5 protein-coding genes are annotated in these 20,325 nt (G+C 49.0%); all 5 read left to right on the top strand.

What is annotated here, in order from left to right:
- Window positions 1–132 precede the first annotated feature (132 nt).
- The 5 genes from YC6258_RS29085 (at window position 133) to YC6258_RS18725 (ending at window position 19,973) form a co-directional block, all read left to right on the top strand.
- Entirely contained in the window at window positions 133–4,686 is a 4,554-nt protein-coding gene (locus tag YC6258_RS29085) for a non-reducing end alpha-L-arabinofuranosidase family hydrolase (RefSeq protein WP_082070801.1), read from the top strand.
- Between the two features lie 311 nt (window positions 4,687–4,997).
- On the top strand, window positions 4,998–7,925 hold the full coding sequence (locus tag YC6258_RS30715) for an endo-1,4-beta-xylanase (protein ID WP_044618279.1): 2,928 nt from the start codon (window positions 4,998–5,000) through the stop codon (window positions 7,923–7,925).
- Window positions 7,926–8,335: 410 nt separating this feature from the next.
- Window positions 8,336–17,449: a putative Ig domain-containing protein gene (locus YC6258_RS27545; protein ID WP_169748995.1), complete on the top strand. Its 9,114-nt coding sequence runs from the start codon at window positions 8,336–8,338 to the stop codon at window positions 17,447–17,449.
- A complete protein-coding gene (locus YC6258_RS18730) occupies window positions 17,442–19,622 on the top strand; it encodes an RHS repeat-associated core domain-containing protein (protein ID WP_044618278.1) in 2,181 nt (726 codons plus the stop codon). The genes YC6258_RS27545 and YC6258_RS18730 overlap by 8 nt, the downstream gene beginning before the upstream one ends.
- Entirely contained in the window at window positions 19,623–19,973 is a 351-nt protein-coding gene (locus YC6258_RS18725; RefSeq protein WP_044618277.1) for an SMI1/KNR4 family protein, read from the top strand.
- The last annotated feature ends 352 nt before the right edge of the window (window positions 19,974–20,325 follow it).

The following is a 20,325-nucleotide window of genomic DNA, read 5'->3' as shown; positions in this document are numbered from 1 at the left end:
ATGAGATAACGAGAAAAAGAGACGGCGTTGTTGTTGGTCTGATACTCAGTTCCGTCAGATTCATAGTTGTTAGTGCGCCATCACCGCGTCCGGCATGTCCGGGCGCCATTACATCGCAAAAAGGAAACTTAAATGAATAAAAAACTCCTTTCCAAATGCGTGTCTGCGAAAGTATCAGCGGTCATGGCATTAGGGGTTCTGGCAGGTGGTGCCGTTTTGCCGGCACAGACCCTGGCACAAAATCCCATCGTGTCCCATGTCTATACCGCAGACCCGGCTGCCCGGGTGTTTAACGGGCGCGTTTACGTGGTTATGACTCACGACCAGGACACCCAGAGTGATTACAACCAGCTGGTGGATTACTACCTGTTCTCCTCCGATGACATGGTGAACTGGCAGGATCACGGCATTATCTGGAATTCCACTACCGATACCAATTGGGCCGGTCTGGCCTATGCGCCGGACTTTATTGAACGTAATGGCAAGTACTATCTGTATTTTCCGAATGGTGGTGGTTCCATCGGTGTCGCGGTAGCGGATAAGCCGGAAGGACCGTATGTGGACCCCCTGGGGCATGCCCTGGTCGACGGCAGCACCCCTAATGGCAATGTGCAGTGGATCTTTGATCCGGGTGTGTTCATTGATGACGATGGTCAGGCCTATTTGTATTTTGGTGGCGGCGGACCCGGTAATGCCCGTGTGATCAAACTGAATGACGACATGATCAGCACCAGCGGCAGTGCGGTTTCGATCGATGTACCGAACTTCTTTGAAGCGCTGTACATGCACAAACATAATGGCACGTACTATCTGTCCTATTCCTCCAACCCGGATGCGGGTATGAAGATAGAGTACATGACCAGTAACAATCCGATGACCGGATTTACCTATCGCGGCGCGATATTGCCGAACCCATGGGAAAACAATAACAACAATAATCATGCATCGATTATTGAGTATCAGAACCAGAGTTATATTTTCTATCACAACCGCGCTGTAGCGAATGAGCGAGGTGCGAGTACCTACCAGCGTTCAGTGAATGTGGACCTGCTGAACTACAACAGCGATGGCAGTATTCAACAGGTCAGTGCCGGTCGCGCCGGAGCGCCACAAATTAAGCGTGTGAATGCGTTCAATCAGAATCAGGCTGAAATGTTTGATGAAGAGAACGGCATCGAAACCGAGACGTCTACTGACGGTACCCTGAATATCATGATGGGCAACGGTGACTGGATTAAGGTGGCGGGTGTTGATTTTGGCAGCGGTGCCCAGGCCCTGAAAGTACGGGCTGCATCAGAGTATGGTTCTGGCCTGGAAGTGGTTCTGGACAAACTGACCAATACCCCGGTGGCGACGGTACAGATTGACAACACCGGTGGCTGGCAAACCTGGAAGACACAATCGGCGAACCTGAACAGCACGGTCAGCGGAGTACATGATGTGTACCTGCGTTCCACCGGCTGGCATAACCTGAACTGGTACCAGTTCAGTGGAGATGGTGGCAGTGCCGGCAGCAGCACATTGGCGGTTGAGCTGGAGTCTTTGTCCGGACAAAGCAGTTTCAGTCCGTTGAGTGTGAAGTCAGACAGCTCTGCGTCTAACGGTGGTTATGTTGAGTGGACGAATGATGGCAGCCATCAGATTCTGAACAGTCCGTCAGATACAACCAGTGGTCAGGTGTCGATTGCCTTCACGTTATCTCAGGCTGCCAATGTCAGCTTGCAGATGCAGGCATCCCTGGCGAATGGTAATGATGATTCCTTTTATTACAAAGTGGATTCCGGCGACTGGATCACCCAGAACAACACCGCTACCAGCGGCTGGGGCACTCTGAGTCTGGAAAGCTTTAACAACCTGTCAGCAGGGGATCACGTACTGAGAATTCTGCGTCGTGAAGACGGTGCGAAATTGGATAACGTAACCCTGAATGCATCGACCGGTACTATTGCATTGACAAACAGTGGTGATGGTTCTGGCGGTGATAATGGCACCGGTGGCGACAACGGTTCCGGTGGATCAGACGGTGGATCTTCTGGTGGTGATAACGGTTCCGGGGGCTCTAGTGGAGGATCGGCTCAGCAGACAACTCCTGGTGTTACGGCAGACATTGACATCAGTAATGACTGGGGAACCGGTTATTGTGCTTCACTGAAGATAACCAATACCAATAGTTCTGCAGTCACATGGTCTGTTAGCGTGGACGTAAATGGTGCTGTCACCAACCTTTGGAATGGTAGCTGGAGTCAAACCGGAACAGTGATGACGGTGACCGGTGCTGGTTGGAATGACGTTTTACAGCCAGGCCAAAGCGATAGCTCCATTGGTTTCTGTGTAGACCGTAACGGAGATACGGGTGGTGGCGATAATGGCGGTGGTGACAACGGTGGTGGTGACAATGGCGGTGGTGACAACGGCGGTGATTATGAAGTACCTGCCAATAACTTTGCCGTTAATGGTGGTGTCGAAAACGGCCTGTCCAATTGGGGTACAACAGCCGGTACTTTGACCCGTACGACTGCCGACAAACACAGCGGTTCCGCCAGTGCGTTAATTTCCGGCAGAACATCTGGCTGGAATGGTGTGACATTTAATGTTGGTGAGCTTACCAATGGCAATCAATATGACGTGGCCGTTTGGGTGAAGCTGGCACCAGGATCAGCTGATGCTCCGATCATTCTGACTGCCAAACGTCAGGATGACTCAGACTCATCGACTTACAATGAATATGAACACATTGCTACCACAACAGCATCTGCCAGTAACTGGACTCTGCTACAGGGTTTCTATACTCAAAGCGGAACACCATTTGAGCATTTCATCGTTGAATCCGACAACGATACCGTCAGTTACTATGTTGATGACTTTTCCGTTGGCGGAGAGGTGAGTGATAATGGTGGCGGTTCTGGCAATTATAAGTTTGTGGGTAACATTACTACCAGCGGTGCAGTCAGATCTGATTTCGTTCAGTACTGGGATCAGATTACACCTGAAAACGAAGGTAAGTGGGGTTCAGTAGAAGGTACCCGTGACGTATACAACTGGAGTGGTGTTGATGCTGCTTATAATTATGCCAAACAGCATAATATTCCGTTCAAACAACATACGTTTGTTTGGGGTAGTCAGTATCCAGCCTGGATTGATTCACTGAGCTCATCTGAACAGGCTGCGGAGATTGAAGAGTGGATTCGGGATTTCTGTACCCGTTATCCTGATGTCGATATGATCGATGTTGTCAACGAAGCTACGCCAGGACATGCTCCAGCAGGGTATGCGCAGAGTGCCTTTGGCAGCAACTGGATTATTAAATCCTTCCAGTTGGCCCGTCAGTATTGTCCTAACGCCACTTTGATTCTGAATGACTATAACGTTCTGAGTTGGAATACCGATGAGTTCATTGCGATGGCAACTCCTGTAATTAATGCGGGTGTGGTTGATGCAATCGGTCTGCAGGCACATGGTCTGGCTGATCGCCCATTCTCAGATGTCGAAAGCAAACTGAACCGTATAGCTGCATTGGGTCTGCCAATCTATATTTCTGAATATGACATTGCGAAGTCTAATGATCAGGCACAGTTGGATGTCATGAAGTCTCAATTCCCATTGTTCTACACTCATCCGTCAGTAAAAGGTATTACGCTGTGGGGTTATGTGGTAGGTACAACTTGGCAGGATGGTACCGGTTTGATTTACAGCGATGGTAACCAACGTCCGGCCATGACCTGGCTGATGAATTACCTGAAAGAACAGCGCGGCAGTAATAGCGGTGGCGACAATGGTGGTGGTCAGACTTGTGATTTGCCATCGAAGTTCAGCTGGGATTCAACGGCTCCATTAATTTCACCTAAGAATTCGAATTGGGTATCGATCAAAGATCCGACTATTGTCAAATACAATAACAAGTATCACGTATTTGCCACGGTGTTCGATACTGCCAAGAACGGATGGGGTGGTGTTTACTTGAACTTCAGCGACTGGTCACAGGCTGGATCTGCAGGACAGGTTGATATGTCGACTACATCTGCCGGCAGTACTGTTGCACCAGAAGTGTTTTACTTTGAACCTCACAAAAAGTGGTACCTGATTTATCAATGGGGTGCTAAATATTCCACTAACACTGATATCAGTAACCCGGCTGGTTGGACATCACCTAAATCTTTGTTGAGTGGTGGACCTAGCAATGGTATCGACTACTGGGTTATTTGTGATGATAACTACTGCCACCTGTTCTTCTCTGGAGACGATGGCAAGCTTTATCGTTCCAAAGTATCCATTGGTAATTTCCCTAACTTCTCTGGTTATGAGGTTGTAATGTCGGATGCGGTAGGAAAACTCTTTGAAGCATCCAACGTTTACAAAGTGGAAGGTACCAATAAGTATTTGTTGTTGGTGGAAGCCTATGGTCCTCGTTATTTCCGGTCATGGACTTCAACCAGTCTCGATGGCCCATGGACGCCTCTGGCTGATACTCAATCCAATCCATTTGCCGGGGCAGCAAACGTCTCGTTCCCAAGTGGTAAATGGACTGACGATATCAGTCATGGAGAAATGATTCGTTCGGGATATGATCAGACCCTGACCATTAATGCCTGTAATATGGAGTACCTGTACCAAGGTCAGGATCCAAATTCCGGCACATCGGATTATAATAAGCTTCCTTATCGGCTTGGATTGTTAAGAGCCAAATAGGTAGGTCGTTAACTGCCGCCACCGGAATATCGGTGGCGGTATAAATACACGTTTCCAGGAGATCGCTAAAAAATTTAAATTTTGAGAATGATCTATATGTCACGTTTTTGCCCAAAACCAAATGTTGGTTTTATGCAAAAATATAACGGTTGATGTTATTACTCCGGTAGTGATGTTGAGAGGGCTGTTGTTCTGTTGAATCTTTGTTTTTTTAATTCTGCAAGCGGGTTAGTACGTTCGTTAATTAATTCGGATTTTCAGAGTTCTTCAATTTCACATAAATTTTAAAACTGACACAACAAGAAACGGCTATGAAAAAACTTAAAAACCTTTTCTCTCTTGCTGTACTGACATCGATAGTATCGATGCCAGCATTCGCAGAACCTGATCCAAATTTTCATATATATCTGATGGTTGGGCAGTCAAACATGGAAGGTGCTGCGCCAATTGAAACTCAGGATCGTGTAACCAATTCCAGAGTCATGGTGTTGCAGGATGAAAGCTGTCCTGGTCTGGCATCTTATGGTCAATGGCGTGTTGCTGCACCGCCTCTGATCCGTTGTAATTCGGGTCTTGGCCCTGGCGATTATTTCGGCAAAACCATGGCAGATAACTCTGATCAGGCAGTGACCATTGGTCTTGTAGGCGCTGCATTTGGTGGTCAGAAAATCGAGTATTTCCTGAAAAATTGTGGTACTTACAATGCCTGTCAGCCTTCTTTTGGTTCTACTCCTAACAACTTTAATGGCGGTTATCAGTGGTTAATAGATATCGCTCGTAAAGCACAGGAAAAAGGTGTTATCAAAGGCATTATTTTTCATCAGGGCGAAAGTAATACCGGTGATCCAGCCTGGCCAGGTCGGGTAAATCAGTTGGTAACTGATATCCGCAATGACCTCGGTATCGGCAATGTTCCATTTATTGCCGGTGAATTGCCTTATCCGGCATGTTGTGCCAGCCATAATACGCTGATTGCACAATTACCCTCTGTTGTCAGTAACGCGCACGTTGTAAGTGCTGAAGGACTGAATATTCACGACCAATATCACTTTGACTCTCCTGGGGTTCGTGAAATGGGTCGTCGGTATGCGAACAAAATGTTGGAGTTGGTGGATACATCAGCTTCTGGTGGTGATGGTGACAATGGTTCAGGTGCCAATACTATTGTTGTTCGTCTGAGTGGTGTTGTCGGTGATGAAGCCGTTAACCTGCAAGTCGGCGGTACCACTGTAAAAGCCTGGACGGCTACCTCTTATATGTCTGATTACACTATCAAAACAGATGCGACTGGTGAAATCCGTGTCGGTTTTACCAATGATAGTGGTGATCGTGATGTCCAGGTTGATTACATCGTGGTAAACGGTGTGGTTCGTCAAGCGGAAGATCAGGATGACAATACCGGTGTTTGGGGCAACGACAGCTGTGGTGGCGGAAGCTACTCAGAATGGCTGCATTGCAACGGCTCAATTGGCTTTGGTAATGTCGATGGTTCTTCTAGTGGCGGTGGTTCTTCAGATGGTGGTAGTTCTGGTGATGGTAACACTGGCGGTACACCGGGTGTCTCAGCCAACATCGAGATTGGCAATGATTGGGGTGAAGGTTACTGTGGAACTCTGGTAGTTACCAATAACAATTCATCTGCGGTTACCTGGGAAGTGTCATTGCAAATGGATGGTGATGTTAACAGTCTTTGGAATGGTACCTGGAGCCAAAGTGGTTTGACTCTGACAGTATCTGGTGCTGGTTGGAATGACGTTCTACAACCTGGTCAAACCGACTCTTCTGTTGGCTTGTGTGTGAATCGTGTCGACGGTGGCGGTGACAATGGTGGAGATAATGGCGGCGGTGACAATGGTGGAGACAATGGCGGCGGTGACAACGGTGGAGACAATGGTGGTGGTGGTTATGAAGTACCTGCCAATAACTTCGCTGTTAACGGCGGTGTCGAAGATGGCCTGTCCAACTGGGGTACAACAGCCGGTACATTGACTCGTTCCACTGCTGACAAACACAGCGGTTCTGCCAGTGCATATATTACCGGCAGAACATCTGGCTGGCATGGCATTACGTTCAATGTTGGTAAATTGACTAATGGCAATCAATATGATGTGGCCGTTTGGGTGAAACTGGCTCCGGGATCAGCTGATGTACCGATGATTCTGACTGCCAAACGCCAGGACGATTCAGACTCCTCCACTTACAATGAGTATGAGCATATTGCTACCGCAACTGCATCTGCCAGTCAGTGGACTCTGTTGCAGGGTCTCTATACTCAAAGTGGCACTCCATTCGAGAAATTCATTGTTGAATCCGACAATGATACTGTCAGTTACTATGTTGATGATTTCTCTGTGGGTGGTGAAGTCAGTGATGATAACGGCAATGGTGGTGGTACTAATCACGACTTCTTTGTCGGTAACATTACCACTAATGGATCAGTCAGATCTGATTTCGTTCAGTACTGGGATCAGATTACACCTGAAAACGAAGGTAAGTGGGGTTCAGTAGAACGTACCCGTGACGTATACAACTGGAGTGGTGTTGATGCCGCTTATAATTATGCCAAACAGCATAATATTCCGTTCAAACAACATACGTTTGTCTGGGGTAGTCAGTATCCAACCTGGATTGATTCACTGAGCCCATCTGAACAGGCTGCGGAGATTGAAGAATGGATTCGGGATTTCTGTACCCGTTATCCTGATGTCGATATGATCGATGTTGTCAATGAATCCACGCCAGGACATGCTCCAGCAGGGTATGCGCAGAGTGCCTTTGGCAGCAACTGGATTATAAAATCCTTCCAGTTGGCCCGTCAGTATTGTCCTAACGCCATTTTGATTCTGAATGACTATAACGTTCTGAGTTGGAATACCGATGAGTTCATTGCGATGGCAACTCCGGCTGTCAATGCGGGTGTGGTTGACGCAATCGGGCTTCAGTCTCATGGTCTGGAAGATCGTTCATTGTCAGATATCGAAAACAAACTGAACCGTGTCGCTGCGCTGGGTCTGCCGATTTACATCTCTGAATACGATGTTGCGAAATCCAATGATCAGACACAGCTGAGTGTCATGCAGTCTCAGTTCCCGTTGTTCTATAACCACCCATCAGTGAAAGGTATTACGCTGTGGGGTTACGTTGTAGGCTCAACCTGGGTTAACGGCAGTGGCTTGATTTCCAGCAATGGTAACCCACGTCCGGCCATGACCTGGCTGATGAACTATCTGGGTCGGTAAGATCGACTCATGGCCGGATTAAATCCGGCCAACATATAAACCGAATGGATTATTCCATAACTGAGTGTCAGGGTGTTTTGCTTGATCACCAGGAGGTTTCCAACAGCGGGCCATGTGCCCGCTTTTTTTTTGAGAAGTGGGACATTAAAGGTATCGGTCGTGTCAATGGAAAAATGGTCACGAGAGGGTAGTTATTGTCCGGTAACCAATCAGAAAAAAGAGACATTAAATGACATTTTAATGTGACGTAGTTCTCATTCATGAGCGGCTAGTTTTCTCCTTCTTTTAATAAATTTCCTTTTTATTTTCATAATCTATACTATCCGCCGATCTCGGCTACTTACCTGTCATAACAGGTGATGCCGGGTTATGGATTTTTTGAAAACCGGATTGTTTCCAGGACCGCCATTATGACAAAGATCGTCACCCTTCCCCTTATTCTGCTTACTTCTGTATTAACCGCATTTTCTTCATTTGCTGAAGATTTTGGCGTTGCCCAGCCCTATAACGCACTGGTGTTTGGTGACTTTACCGCCGCTGCATCTGATGTCGAAGGCCGGCTCGCCGCCGGCGGAAATATTTCGTTAACGTCTTATGCGATTGGACAGTTAGTGAAAACCGCACCGCCTGATGCTGTACTGGTGGCGGGTGGAGATATCCACTTCAGTAATGGTAAGGCTTACCATGGCAATATTCTTGCTGCAGGCAGCACGGACGACATTTCAGAGTCTGTCCGTTACAGCATGGCGGAGGGAGCCAGCATTGTAGCAGGAGCGAGTTTGCCGATTGATTTTGCCGAAGCGGAAGCAGAATTGACTCAGCTTTCTGCCGATCTGGCGGCTCTGGAAGCCAATACCGAAGTAAAATTTCAGTGGGGTGGTTTGTACATGACCGCCGCCTGTGATGCCACCACTCAGGTGTTTCAACTGGATGGCAACCAGGTCCTGGCGGCCAACACCTTCAAGGTGGATCTGAGTTGTGCACCGGCTGATGCAACCTATGTTTTTAATATCGACGGCGCAGCCACCGGCATGACCAATATGGGATTGCAGTCCCTGGAAAGTGTCCGTAATCATGTGGTCTATAACTTTTATCAGGCAACTTCGCTGACGTTGCAATCCGTTGGTGTGGAAGGTTCCGTTCTTGCCCCTCTGGCACACCTGGAAAATCCAGCGGGTGTTATTAAAGGACAGCTGTTTGCCCGCTCCTGGAATGGTCCGATGCAGATCAACCAGGTGCCATTTGCAGGTGATTTGCCGGTTTCCAATGAACCGCCCGTAATTATCAGTACCCCTGTCACCGCCACACCAGAGCAAAGCACTTATAAGTATCAACTGGAAGTCACCGATCCTGATGAAGATCCGATTTCATATTCCCTGGATCTCGCCCCCGCAGGTATGAGCATTGACGGTACGACCGGATTAATCAGCTGGTTGCCGCAAAGCCGTTATGTCCAGACAGTGCCGACGTTTAACAATCAGTGTTATGTGGTGCCAACCGGAGCAGTGAAAGTCTACGAGGATGGTGATGAAACATCATCGTTATCCTATATCGCGCCGCTGTTCCACCGGGTCAGAGAAGCGATTGCCCAAGGCAGTCTGTTTGTCGCGCCTGCAGCCGTTGACTGGCATAAAACCAATAACTGTCTGGGGTGTCATATTCAGACCCAAACATTGTTGGGGTTGCAGTCCTCTCTGGACAAAGCCGATGTTGATGAAGAAGTCGCAACTTATCTGTTGAACGAAATCATAAACAGCCAGTTGAGTGATGGGGCCATTCGCCGGTCACATCCGGAATATGCCAAGAACCAGACTGCATTTGCATTATGGGCATTGAGTTTTGTACCTGATCGAGCGGTCACTTTTGATGCCAGAGCAAAAGCATTGAATTTCTTGTGGGGCCGTAAACAGAGCAGCAGCAATTCAATCTACTGGACCAATGATCATAGTAGTGGATGGTTAAACAATGCGGATTCCATGACAGCTTTGGTGGCATTGGGAGCCAGTCGATACATATTGGACGCGTTGGAGCAAGACAGTCTGTCTGTCGAACAACAAACGGTAATGGATCAGTATTCCAATGCGTTGGACAGCATCGCAGAATTTATCCTGGGCAGGACACATCTGAATGAAGATACCAACCTGCCGAATGCATTGCGTCTGGTTGCGCTCGGTGAACTGTATGAGGTATTGAGCCAACTAACGCCGGATGATGACCGCTTGATATCCATCGCCGCAGATATGCATGACCTGGATGTGTTGTTGCGTAATCGCCAGGAAGATGATGGTGGTTGGGGGATGAGAGCCAGTGGCACCGTAAGTGATCCGCTGCCTTCTGCCTGGGTTGGGTTGGCGTTGAATTATCTGAATCCGGATCTGACCGATAAAGCCGTGCTGGATAATATCGAGTACTTGTTGTCATCCCAACAGCCCGATGGTACCTGGATTACCAACAGTGGTCTGTTTACCACCCGTCTGGCGACCACCAGTCTGGTGATGTCGTATCTGCCGGTAGCGTTGGAGCATTTGGGGAATCCTGATGTCAGTGCCGGCCATATTCTGTTGACTGAGGGAGAGGGTGGTCTGGATACCCTCAGTGCGGTGATTCGCAATCGGGGCCTGGCGGACATAACCGTACCTGTAATGGTGAACTTCTATAACGGAGTTCCCGAAAACAATGAGTTGCTGGGCAGTGTGCAGCTGGATCAGATTGCCAGTAACCAGTCATTGCAACCATCCATAACGGTCTCCGACGCTGAGCTGACGGATGATATTTATGTCACCTTAACGGTCAGTGCAGAGGCTGATGAGTGTGATATTACCAATAATCAGACCGTCGCCGCGCTGGTAAGAGTGCGTGCGACGGACCCGGGCCAGTTGTTCGATACCCAGGTGTATACCCTGAATGTCGATGATGTCAATCAGGCACCCGTGATTACCAGCGAACCACCGATAGAATGGCAGAGCGGACAATCGTTCAATTACCAGATCACCAGCACGGATGTCGATATCGCAGACGCCCATTCTTATGCGTTGATACAAGGGCCTGAAGGATTGTATCTCGATCCTCATACCGGCCAGTTCACCTCAGCACCAGGGGGTATTGAGCCAGGAACTTACACGGTCACCGTACAGGTAACCGATCTGCGTGGTGAATCCACAGAGCAGACATTTACCGTCGTTGTACACGCAAATCTACCGCCTCAAATCACTTCCACAGCGGTTATTCGCGGAAATGACGACAGTGGTTATCGCTATGATGTGGAAGCAACTGATCCCAATGCAGGTGATGTATTGCGATATACCTACAGTCAGGGTCCAGGGGGGCTGGATATAGACGCCAGCAGCGGATTACTGCAATGGGGTAATGTTGCTGCTTCATTGGTTGAGGGCAGAACCGATACCAATCAATTCTGTGTAGGCGAGCCGGAAACCATAGAGAGAACTTTGCTGCCGGTGGTCAAATGGCACTATCAGGTCACCAACGAAAAATATCCTCAGTCCAATCAGGTCATGCATGCACCCATTGCCGTGCCATTGTACGACACAAATAATGATGGCCGTGTCGATGCCGATGATGATATTGCCATCATTTTTCAGACCTTCACCGGGTCAAATTACAACGGTACCGGATACCTGAGAGCGATCTGGGCGAAGGATGGTTCATATATCTGGACCGCTGATACGCCTGTGAATGCCGTTTCTTCCCCCGCCGCTGCTGATATCGATCACGATGGCAACATTGAGATTGTGACTGGCTTGTACGGCGGTGGACTGGTGGCGTTTTCTCACGAAGGTAACGTGAAGTGGAAACGCGCGAATTCGCAACTGTCTCCTCAATGGGGCGGTGTTTCTTTTGCGGACATGGATGGTGATGGAGAAACCGAGATAGTCATCGGTAATTCGGTTTTGGACAGCTCTGGCAATCTGCTGTGGAAAGCCGCGAATGCACCTTCCGGAACCAGTGGTATCGGGCCATTGTCTTATGCCGTAGATATAAATATGGACGGATACCAGGAGCTGATCGTTGGTGCTGGAATCTACCGTTATGACGGTCAATTAATTGCCAATGGTGGTGAAGGCTTGTCTGCCATTGGTAACTTTGATGATGATGAATATCCGGAAATAGTACGTGTTTATAACGGATCTGTTTATTTGCATGACCAGGATGCCAGTGTTATCTGGAGTAAAGCACTTCCAGGTGGTGGACGAGGTGGTGCGCCAACGGTTGCAGATTTGACCGGTGACGGCATTCCGGAGATAGGGGTTGCCGGTGCGGCTTACTATTCCGTATTTGATGCTGCCGGCAATATTCTGTGGAGTTCGCCGACCACAGATCGTTCGTCCAACGTAACCGGGTCTTCTGTGTTTGATTTCAATGCGGACGGACGGGCAGAGATTGTCTATGCGGATGAACGCTATCTGCGGGTATACGATGGCCTTACCGGTGATGTGATTTATCAGCTTGAGAACGGCAGTGGCACCACTTACGAATTGCCGGTGATTGCAGACGTGGATCACGACAATCATGCTGAAATTATTCTCATATCCAATAACTATGCATATGGCAGTGTTCGTGGCATTCGTATGATTGAAGATGCCAATGATTCCTGGGCTCCCACCAGAACCATCTGGAATCAGCATGCGTATCATATCGATAACATCAATGATGATCTGACCATTCCCGCGCATCCTGTTAACGGCTGGTTGACCCACAACACCTTCCGGTTAAACACCTTCCCGGATCGTCCGGCGCTTGGTCTGGCGGACCTGACGGTTCACAGCATCGCCTATGATGAAGACACTCAGACGTTGACGGCCTGGGTTAAAAACCGTGGTTTGGCATCCGTCGATGAACCTGTGACGGTTAATTTTGTGCATGAACATTTCTGGACTGGTGATGAAGCACTGGGGCAGGTGACTATCGATCACCTGGAAATCGGTGAGGAGGTGCCTGTCAGTCTCACCGTTGATGGCAGCCTGCTGCAATATAACGTGCGAGTGGATGTTCACTCACCAGACACCGTCGTTGAATGTCTGACCGAGAACAATAGCGCCCGCGCAGCGATGATAGATGCTCGCGTCTATGATGAAGCCGGTCTATACGATAGTCAGGTGTTTGCGGCTTCAATTGCTGAAGCAAAGAATTCTGCTCCGGTGATTGTCTCTTCTGCCAGCAGTCAGGCCATCGTTGGCGAAGATTATCGTTTCCAAATTGAAGTCAGCGATGCTGATCGCGGCGATGACGCTCAGTTTAGTCTGGTTGGTGCTCCGGAGTCCCTGAGTATTGGCAGTTATTCAGGTGTTATGACGGCTAAGGATCTGGCAGATGGCATTTACACTTTTACAATAAGAGCAACGGATTTGTCCGGTGAAGTGGCGGAACAGTTACATATTCTGACCGTGTCTCCCGCAGACAATCACGCACCGACGTTTGAGTCAGAGCCGGTGACCACAGTAAAAACCGGTCAGGTTTATGGTTATGACGTGATTGCCACTGATCCTGATGGTGATGAACTGATTTATCTTTTGAGTCGCAGTCAACCGGGCATGACCATTGATGGTGAGACCGGACAGATTCGCTGGACTCCAGGCAACCAGGAAGCAGGTGTAAAAAGTGTTGAAGTGACCGTCATGGACACCCACGGTGCTGCCAGTAAACAGTACTTCCTGATCGATGTCACCGATGCCAATGCTGATAATCAACCGCCGGTTATCACCAGCGTGCCTTCAGGTGTCGTATATGCCGGTCAGAACTTCGAGTATCAGGTGCAGGCGAATGATCCAGATGGTGATGCTCTGACCTATACCCTTGGCAGCTCCAGCACCGGGATGGCCATTTCTTCCACGGGTCTGTTCTCCTGGCTACCTTCCAGTGAGTTGGTGGGGCAGTCGGTAGTTGTTGAAATTCAGGTCGATGATGGCAAAGGGGGCATGGCTACTCAAAAACTGACACTGCCTGTGAATGAAAGTGCCAATCATGCACCAGTGATCAGCAGTTTGCCTGAACTGACCGCTTATGCGGACGCTTCCTATCTTTATACGGTTGAAGCGAACGACCAGGATGGTGATGCCATTCATTTCCAACTGCTGGAAGCCCCCAATGGCATGATGCTCAATGGCAATGTCGTCAACTGGACCCCATCCAGCAAACAGGCTGGGAGCGTGTACGAAGTCGCTATCAAAGCCACCGATGCCCGCGGAGCGGCCTCAACCCAGACGTTTGCAATTGCCGTTAACCATGCTGTACAGGCTAATGCTACGCCCAACATCGCCAGTCAGCCCACCTCACCGGCATTGGTGGGTGAAGAATATGGTTACGACGTGGTTGCCAGAGATGCCGATGGTGATGCTCTGACTTTTGCGCTGCTTGCTGCGCCTGATGGCATGACCTTAAGTGACACCGGTGCTTTGCGCTGGACCGCAACCAGCGATCAGGTTGGTAGCCATGCTATCAGCCTCTCTGTGACCGATGGCCAGGCCATGGTTACCCAAAGCTATACCCTGGAAGCAGTGGAAGCGACAGCCGATAACAGCTATCCCGAGATAACCAGCTATCCCTCGACCACAGCAGTAGTGGAACAGTTCTACAGCTACCCCTTCTCTGCCACCGATGCCGATGGCGATGTATTGACCTATGGGATTCTGACGGGTCCTGACGGCATGACCATGGACGTGAGCGGTCTGCTGCAATGGACACCCACCACCGATCAGGTCGGCAGCCATGATGTTGTGCTCTATGCCGATGATGGTCAGGGACGTTCGCTGCAAAGCTATAGCATTGCTGTTTCCGCTGAAGCCTTACCGCTCAGTGCGACGATTTTGATTTCCCCGGAAGCAGTGAATCCGGGAGATACCGTTGTCATTAACGTCTTTACATCCGGTGGCACGGGTAGTTCCAGCAGTACGCTATGGGTCGATGATACAGAAGTGGCTCTGAATGCCTATGGTCAGGCTGAGATCGTCACGTCCGCCACTGATGCCGGTATCCACAGTGTCTCTGTCCAGGTTTCAGATGGTACCACTACGGTTCTGGAAGCCAGTAGCTATAGCGTTCGGGTTCCACAGGACAACAATGCGCCGGTGGTCAGCCTGAACGCTCCTGATATCGACAGCATTATCAGCGCTCCTGCCGACGTGATTGGCAGTGTCAGCGATGACAATCTTTATCGCTACCGGGTCATGATTTCTCCGAAAGGACAGCAGGCCTGGCAGACCATTGCCGAAGGCAGTAGCAACGTCAGCGATGCCAAAGTGGCGACTCTGGATCCGACCATGCTGATAAATGGTCAGTACGATATTGTGTTGTATGCTGAAGACGTGAATGGGCATACCGCCAGCGACAGTACTGTCATTGGTGTGGAGGGTGACCTGAAAGTCGGTAACTTCAGCATCACGCTGGAAGACCTCAACATTCCGATGGCGGGTATTCCGATTCGCCTGACGCGTACTTACGATAGCCGCCGTCGTTTTGAAGATCTGGATTTTGGCTATGGCTGGAGCGTGGGTTACCAGGATGTCAAAGTTGAAGAAAGCCGGACCATTGGCAAGTTCTGGTCGGTGAATCAATACAAGCGCGGGCCATTCAACCTGATTGTCGACTTCTGCGTTGAACCTCAGGGCGCTCCTGTGGTCACCATCACACTGCCAACCGGTGATGTGGAACGGTTTGAAGCGGCCGCGTCACCCAGTTGCAGTACCTATCAGGTCATCAATAATGTTGATCTGAAGTTCAATCCTGTTGGTGATACCCAATCCACCTTAACCGCTCTGGATGACAGCAGTGCTTATTATTCTGGTGGCCTGTTGCTTGAAACCGGGTATTTCAGCTCCCCCGTTGATCCTGACCGCTACAAGCTCACCACCCAGTCGGGCTATGAGTACTACCTGAATCAGGATTTCGGTATCGATAAAGTCGTCGACCCCAATGGCAATACCCTGACTTATACCAACAACGGTATTTTCCATTCCAGTGGCAAAGCCATCACCTTTAATCGTGACAGCAAAGGCCGGATTACCAGCATCACAGATCCTAATGGTCACAGGTTGGAGTATCGCTACGATAATAGTGGCAACCTGACCGTCAGTGAGGATGCATTGGATGCGCAAACCACTTATGTGTACAACCGCAGCCACGGCTTGCTGGATCTGGTTGACCCATTGGGACGCACGCTGATCAAGAACATCTATGACGATGATGGTCGCCTGATTGCCCAGGAAGATAACGATGGTCAGCGTATCGATTTCAATCATGATATTGCGGGTCGTGAGTCAGTGGTTTCTGACCGCAACGGCCACACCACGTTCTACTACTACGATGACATGGGTAATGTCACCACCCGCATCGATGCCGCCGGTGAAACCTGGGAATACCGCTATGATGAACATGGCAACCAGCTCAGTGAAACCGACCCGCTGGGTAATGTCACCGAAGCCACTTTTGACGCAGACAACAACCAGCTGACCCAGACCGACGCCTTGGGTAATACCATTACCTATGCCTACAACAGCCGTGGTCAGGAAACCGAGATCACCGATGCCTTGGGTAATGTCTATAAAAATACCTACGACAGCATTGGTAACCTGTTGATGGTGACGGATCCACTAGGGAATATCGCCGGTAACAACATCAACAAAAAAGGATTGGTCAGCAAAACCACTGATGCGTTGAAAAACGTGACCGAATACACCTACGACAGTGATGGCAACAAACTCACCGAAACCCGTATATTGGCCACTGCTACGACCGCCACGGATGGCGGAAGTACTGGTAACGCAGGAGCAGTTACCACGTACACCTACGATGACAACGGTAATGTACTCACGGAAACCAATGCGGCAGGTAATACCACAACCTATGTCTACGATGCCCGTAACCGTGTGATCGAAACACACTATGCCGATGGTTCCGTCAGCCAGAACGAATACGATCTGGCCGGTCAGTTGATCGCGACGATCGATGCCTTGGGTCACCGGACAGAAATGGATTACGACGCCTATGGCCGGGTGACAGAAACCCGTTACCCCGATGGTACCTGGGAAGCTAACACCTACGATAGTGAAGGCAACCGCCTGAGTACCACGGATCGTCTGGGTCAAATGACCATCTATCACTATGATGCCCTGAACCGGGTCATCCAGACCGATCTGGCTGACGGTAGCAGTACCTACACCAGCTACGATGCTGTCGGACGAGTCATCAGCGAAACCGATGCCCTCGGTCACATCACTCAATACGAATACGATGCCGCCGGTCGCAGAACAGCGGTGATCAATGCCCTGGATCACCGCCATAGTTTTGCATACGACGCCAACGGCAACCTGTCAGTGAGACCGACGCCAATGGCCATACCACACGCTACGACTACAACGCTCTGGATCAGCGCACCCAAACCACCTATGCCGATGGCTCCAGTGAAAGCGATGAGTACGATGCGTTGGGTAGACGGACCCGCCATACCGATCAGGCAGGTATCACAACAGACTACAGTTATGATGCCTTGGGTCACTGATCAGCGTGACTGATACTGAAGGCAACGTGACGACCTACGGTTATGACAACGCCGGCAACAAAACCCGCCAGACCGATGCCGAGGGTCGGGAAACCACCTGGACGTATGACAGTCAGGGCCGGATAACCAGTCGTACATTACCGATGGGTCAACAGGAACGCTTTACCTACGACCTCAACGGTAACATGGCCACGCATACCGACTTCAATGGTCAGGAAACCCGCTACAACTATGACGAAAACAACCAGCTGACCCGGATTGAATATGCCGATGATGAGATAGAAACCTTCAGCTACGATGTATTGGGCAATCGCACCAGCGCCACCGACAGCCAAGGCACCACCAAGTATCAATACGACAGCCAGAGCCGGTTGATTCAGGAAACCCAACCGAATGGTGCGGTACTGAGTTATCAATACGACGCCAATGGCAACAAAACCCGGTTCAGCGTGACCCGTAACGGACTGACAGACATCACCCGTTATGGTTATGACCAACTGAACCGACTGGAGAGCATCACCACAAACGATGGCACGACCACGTACGGGTATGACGACGTCGGCAACCGTACCAGCCTGAGCTATCCCAATGGCACCAGCCAGGTTTACAGCTATGACAGCCTGAACCGTTTGACTGAGCTGAAAACCTACAATGGCAATGGCACCCTGGTAGAGCAGTACAGCTACACCCTGGATAAAACTGGGCGCAGGATCAAGATAGAAGAGCTGGATGGACGGAGTACTGAGTACAGCTATGACACGTTGTACCGGCTGACAGGAGAAACAATCACGGACGCCGTCAACGGAGATTACACGGCCACTTATCAGTACGACAAAGTCGGTAACCGGACGTATGAGACCGTGGATGGGGTGCAGACCGCCTATACGTATGACGATAATGACCGCCTGCTTCAGAGTGGCGGTATCAGTTATACCTATGATGACAATGGGAACACCATCAGTCAAAGTGAAGACGGCATTACCACGACTTACCAGTACAACGCGAAGAATGAACTCATAAGCGTCAACAAGGATGACGGCTCAACCTCAGCCAGTTACCAATACAACATTGATGGTATCCGCAATCGAAAAACAGAAAGCGGAAATACCACGGAATATGTTGTAGACAGCAACCAGGCGTATGCTCAGGTGATCCAGGAAATCATCAATGGCAGTACCCAGGTCAGTTATGCCTATGGGGATGACTTAATCAGTCAGAGCCGGAGTGGTGGTACCTCGTTCTATCATACAGACGGGTTAGGCTCTACACGGTCACTGAGTGACAGCAATGGGGACATAACGGATACCTACGACTATGAAGCGTTCGGAGAGTTGCTGAATCAAACAGGTGATACTGAAAACAGCTACCTTTATACGGGGGAGCAGTTCGACGGGACATTACAGCAGTATTATTTAAGGGCGAGGTATTACGACCAGAATATTGGTCGGTTCGGCACATTGGATTCCTATCAAGGGAACGACTCCAATCCCATTACTTTGCACAAATATCTATATGGCAATGCTGATCCGGCAATGAACGTTGATCCAACTGGAAACTTTAGTTTGGGATCAATGATGGCAGGTATTAATGTAGCGGCAAATCTTAGCATGCGAGCTTATGGTGCTTACTCTGCATTTGATTCTGCTTTCAATTTTGCTACTGGCCAAGAAGAGGTCTCAGCAAAAGCAATAGGCATGACCGTATTAATGAGTCTTGGTGGCGCTAAAGTAGCGAAGCTTTTTGGCAAAAAATTAATGAAGAAGGCAGGTTGTGACAAAGCAAACTCGAAAAACTTGTTTTGTGACTTTATAACCCCCCCCACACAACGTATAGCAAAATACCGGAAAATTTTTGGTATTAAGAAAAGCCAAAATATTGCCTTTGCTGACTATATAACATCTAGCGGTCTTGGTAGCGTAGTTGCCCATAGTGGTAAAAAATCGAGACCAGGCACGTTGGGAATGCCCGTAAATCGGAGATATCAAACAGGCTTTGTTAAATTTCCTCGGGCGTATGACTCTGAGGTGAAGATATATGAACATTTAGGGGCTAAGTTTAAACCGTCTACTATTGGTATTGTTCATTTAGGCTCTGAACGTCTTATTTGTACGTCATGCGGTCGAGTAGGAAGCTTGTTTAGAGGAGATTTTCCACGGGTTTTCTTGTGGGCAAGAGGAGGATTTTAAGTGGAAATCCTAGAAAAGCTGGAAAAAAAATATCAGATCATGCTGCCAAAGACCTATAAAAGATGGTTTATTGAAGGAGGTCAAAAAAATGATAGCTTTATTGGAACTGACATAGATGAGCCATATTTAAATGAGCTAAATGATTGGGCTAAAGAGTTACTTGAGGACTCAGGTTCAGAATACATATTGCCTGAAAATGCCTTTGTTTTTGCAATGCACCAAGGGTATCAATTTATGTATTTTATATGTGATGGTCATGATGACCCAGAGGTATGGTATTACATAGAAGATGAGCCTATGCCAGTAGTGAAGTGGAAGAGCTTTAGTGATTTTATTCACGAGAGTGTTTGATTAGATTAGGTTATATCTTTGAATAGCCCCGAATTCCGGGGGCTATTCTTTCTTACCGGTCCAGGTTCGTTATCGCAAGAGCTTGACCGCTTCGACCTCCCCATACACCCGATTCAGTTGCCGTTCGGCCAGACCGATCACAGATTGGTTAGAAAAGGCTTTATTGTTCGGTGGGTACTTGGGAAATAACAATAACAGACCATAAGGTCAACCAAAAGTGAAGCTAAGTATTTTATTAAAAGTACGGAAGCAATACAGAAATTTGAGTTAGAAGCGTGGAAAAAGGGAATACCTACAACCAATGGGAAACCGTGGAAAGTAGTCGAATTTCCAGAGGAAATAGGAGCATATA

Origin of the sequence: Gynuella sunshinyii YC6258 (genome assembly GCF_000940805.1) — a bacterium.
Taxonomy (GTDB): domain Bacteria; phylum Pseudomonadota; class Gammaproteobacteria; order Pseudomonadales; family Natronospirillaceae; genus Gynuella; species Gynuella sunshinyii.
The sequence above is the reverse complement of the archived record's forward strand: the minus strand, read 5'-3'. Positions and strand labels throughout refer to the sequence as shown.

Coding starts and splice junctions, on each gene's coding strand:
- YC6258_RS29085 (WP_082070801.1), top strand. CDS start 133: ATGAATAAAAAACTCCTTTCCAAATGCGTGTCTGCGAAAGTATCAGCG.
- YC6258_RS30715 (WP_044618279.1), top strand. CDS start 4,998: ATGAAAAAACTTAAAAACCTTTTCTCTCTTGCTGTACTGACATCGATA.
- YC6258_RS27545 (WP_169748995.1), top strand. CDS start 8,336: ATGACAAAGATCGTCACCCTTCCCCTTATTCTGCTTACTTCTGTATTA.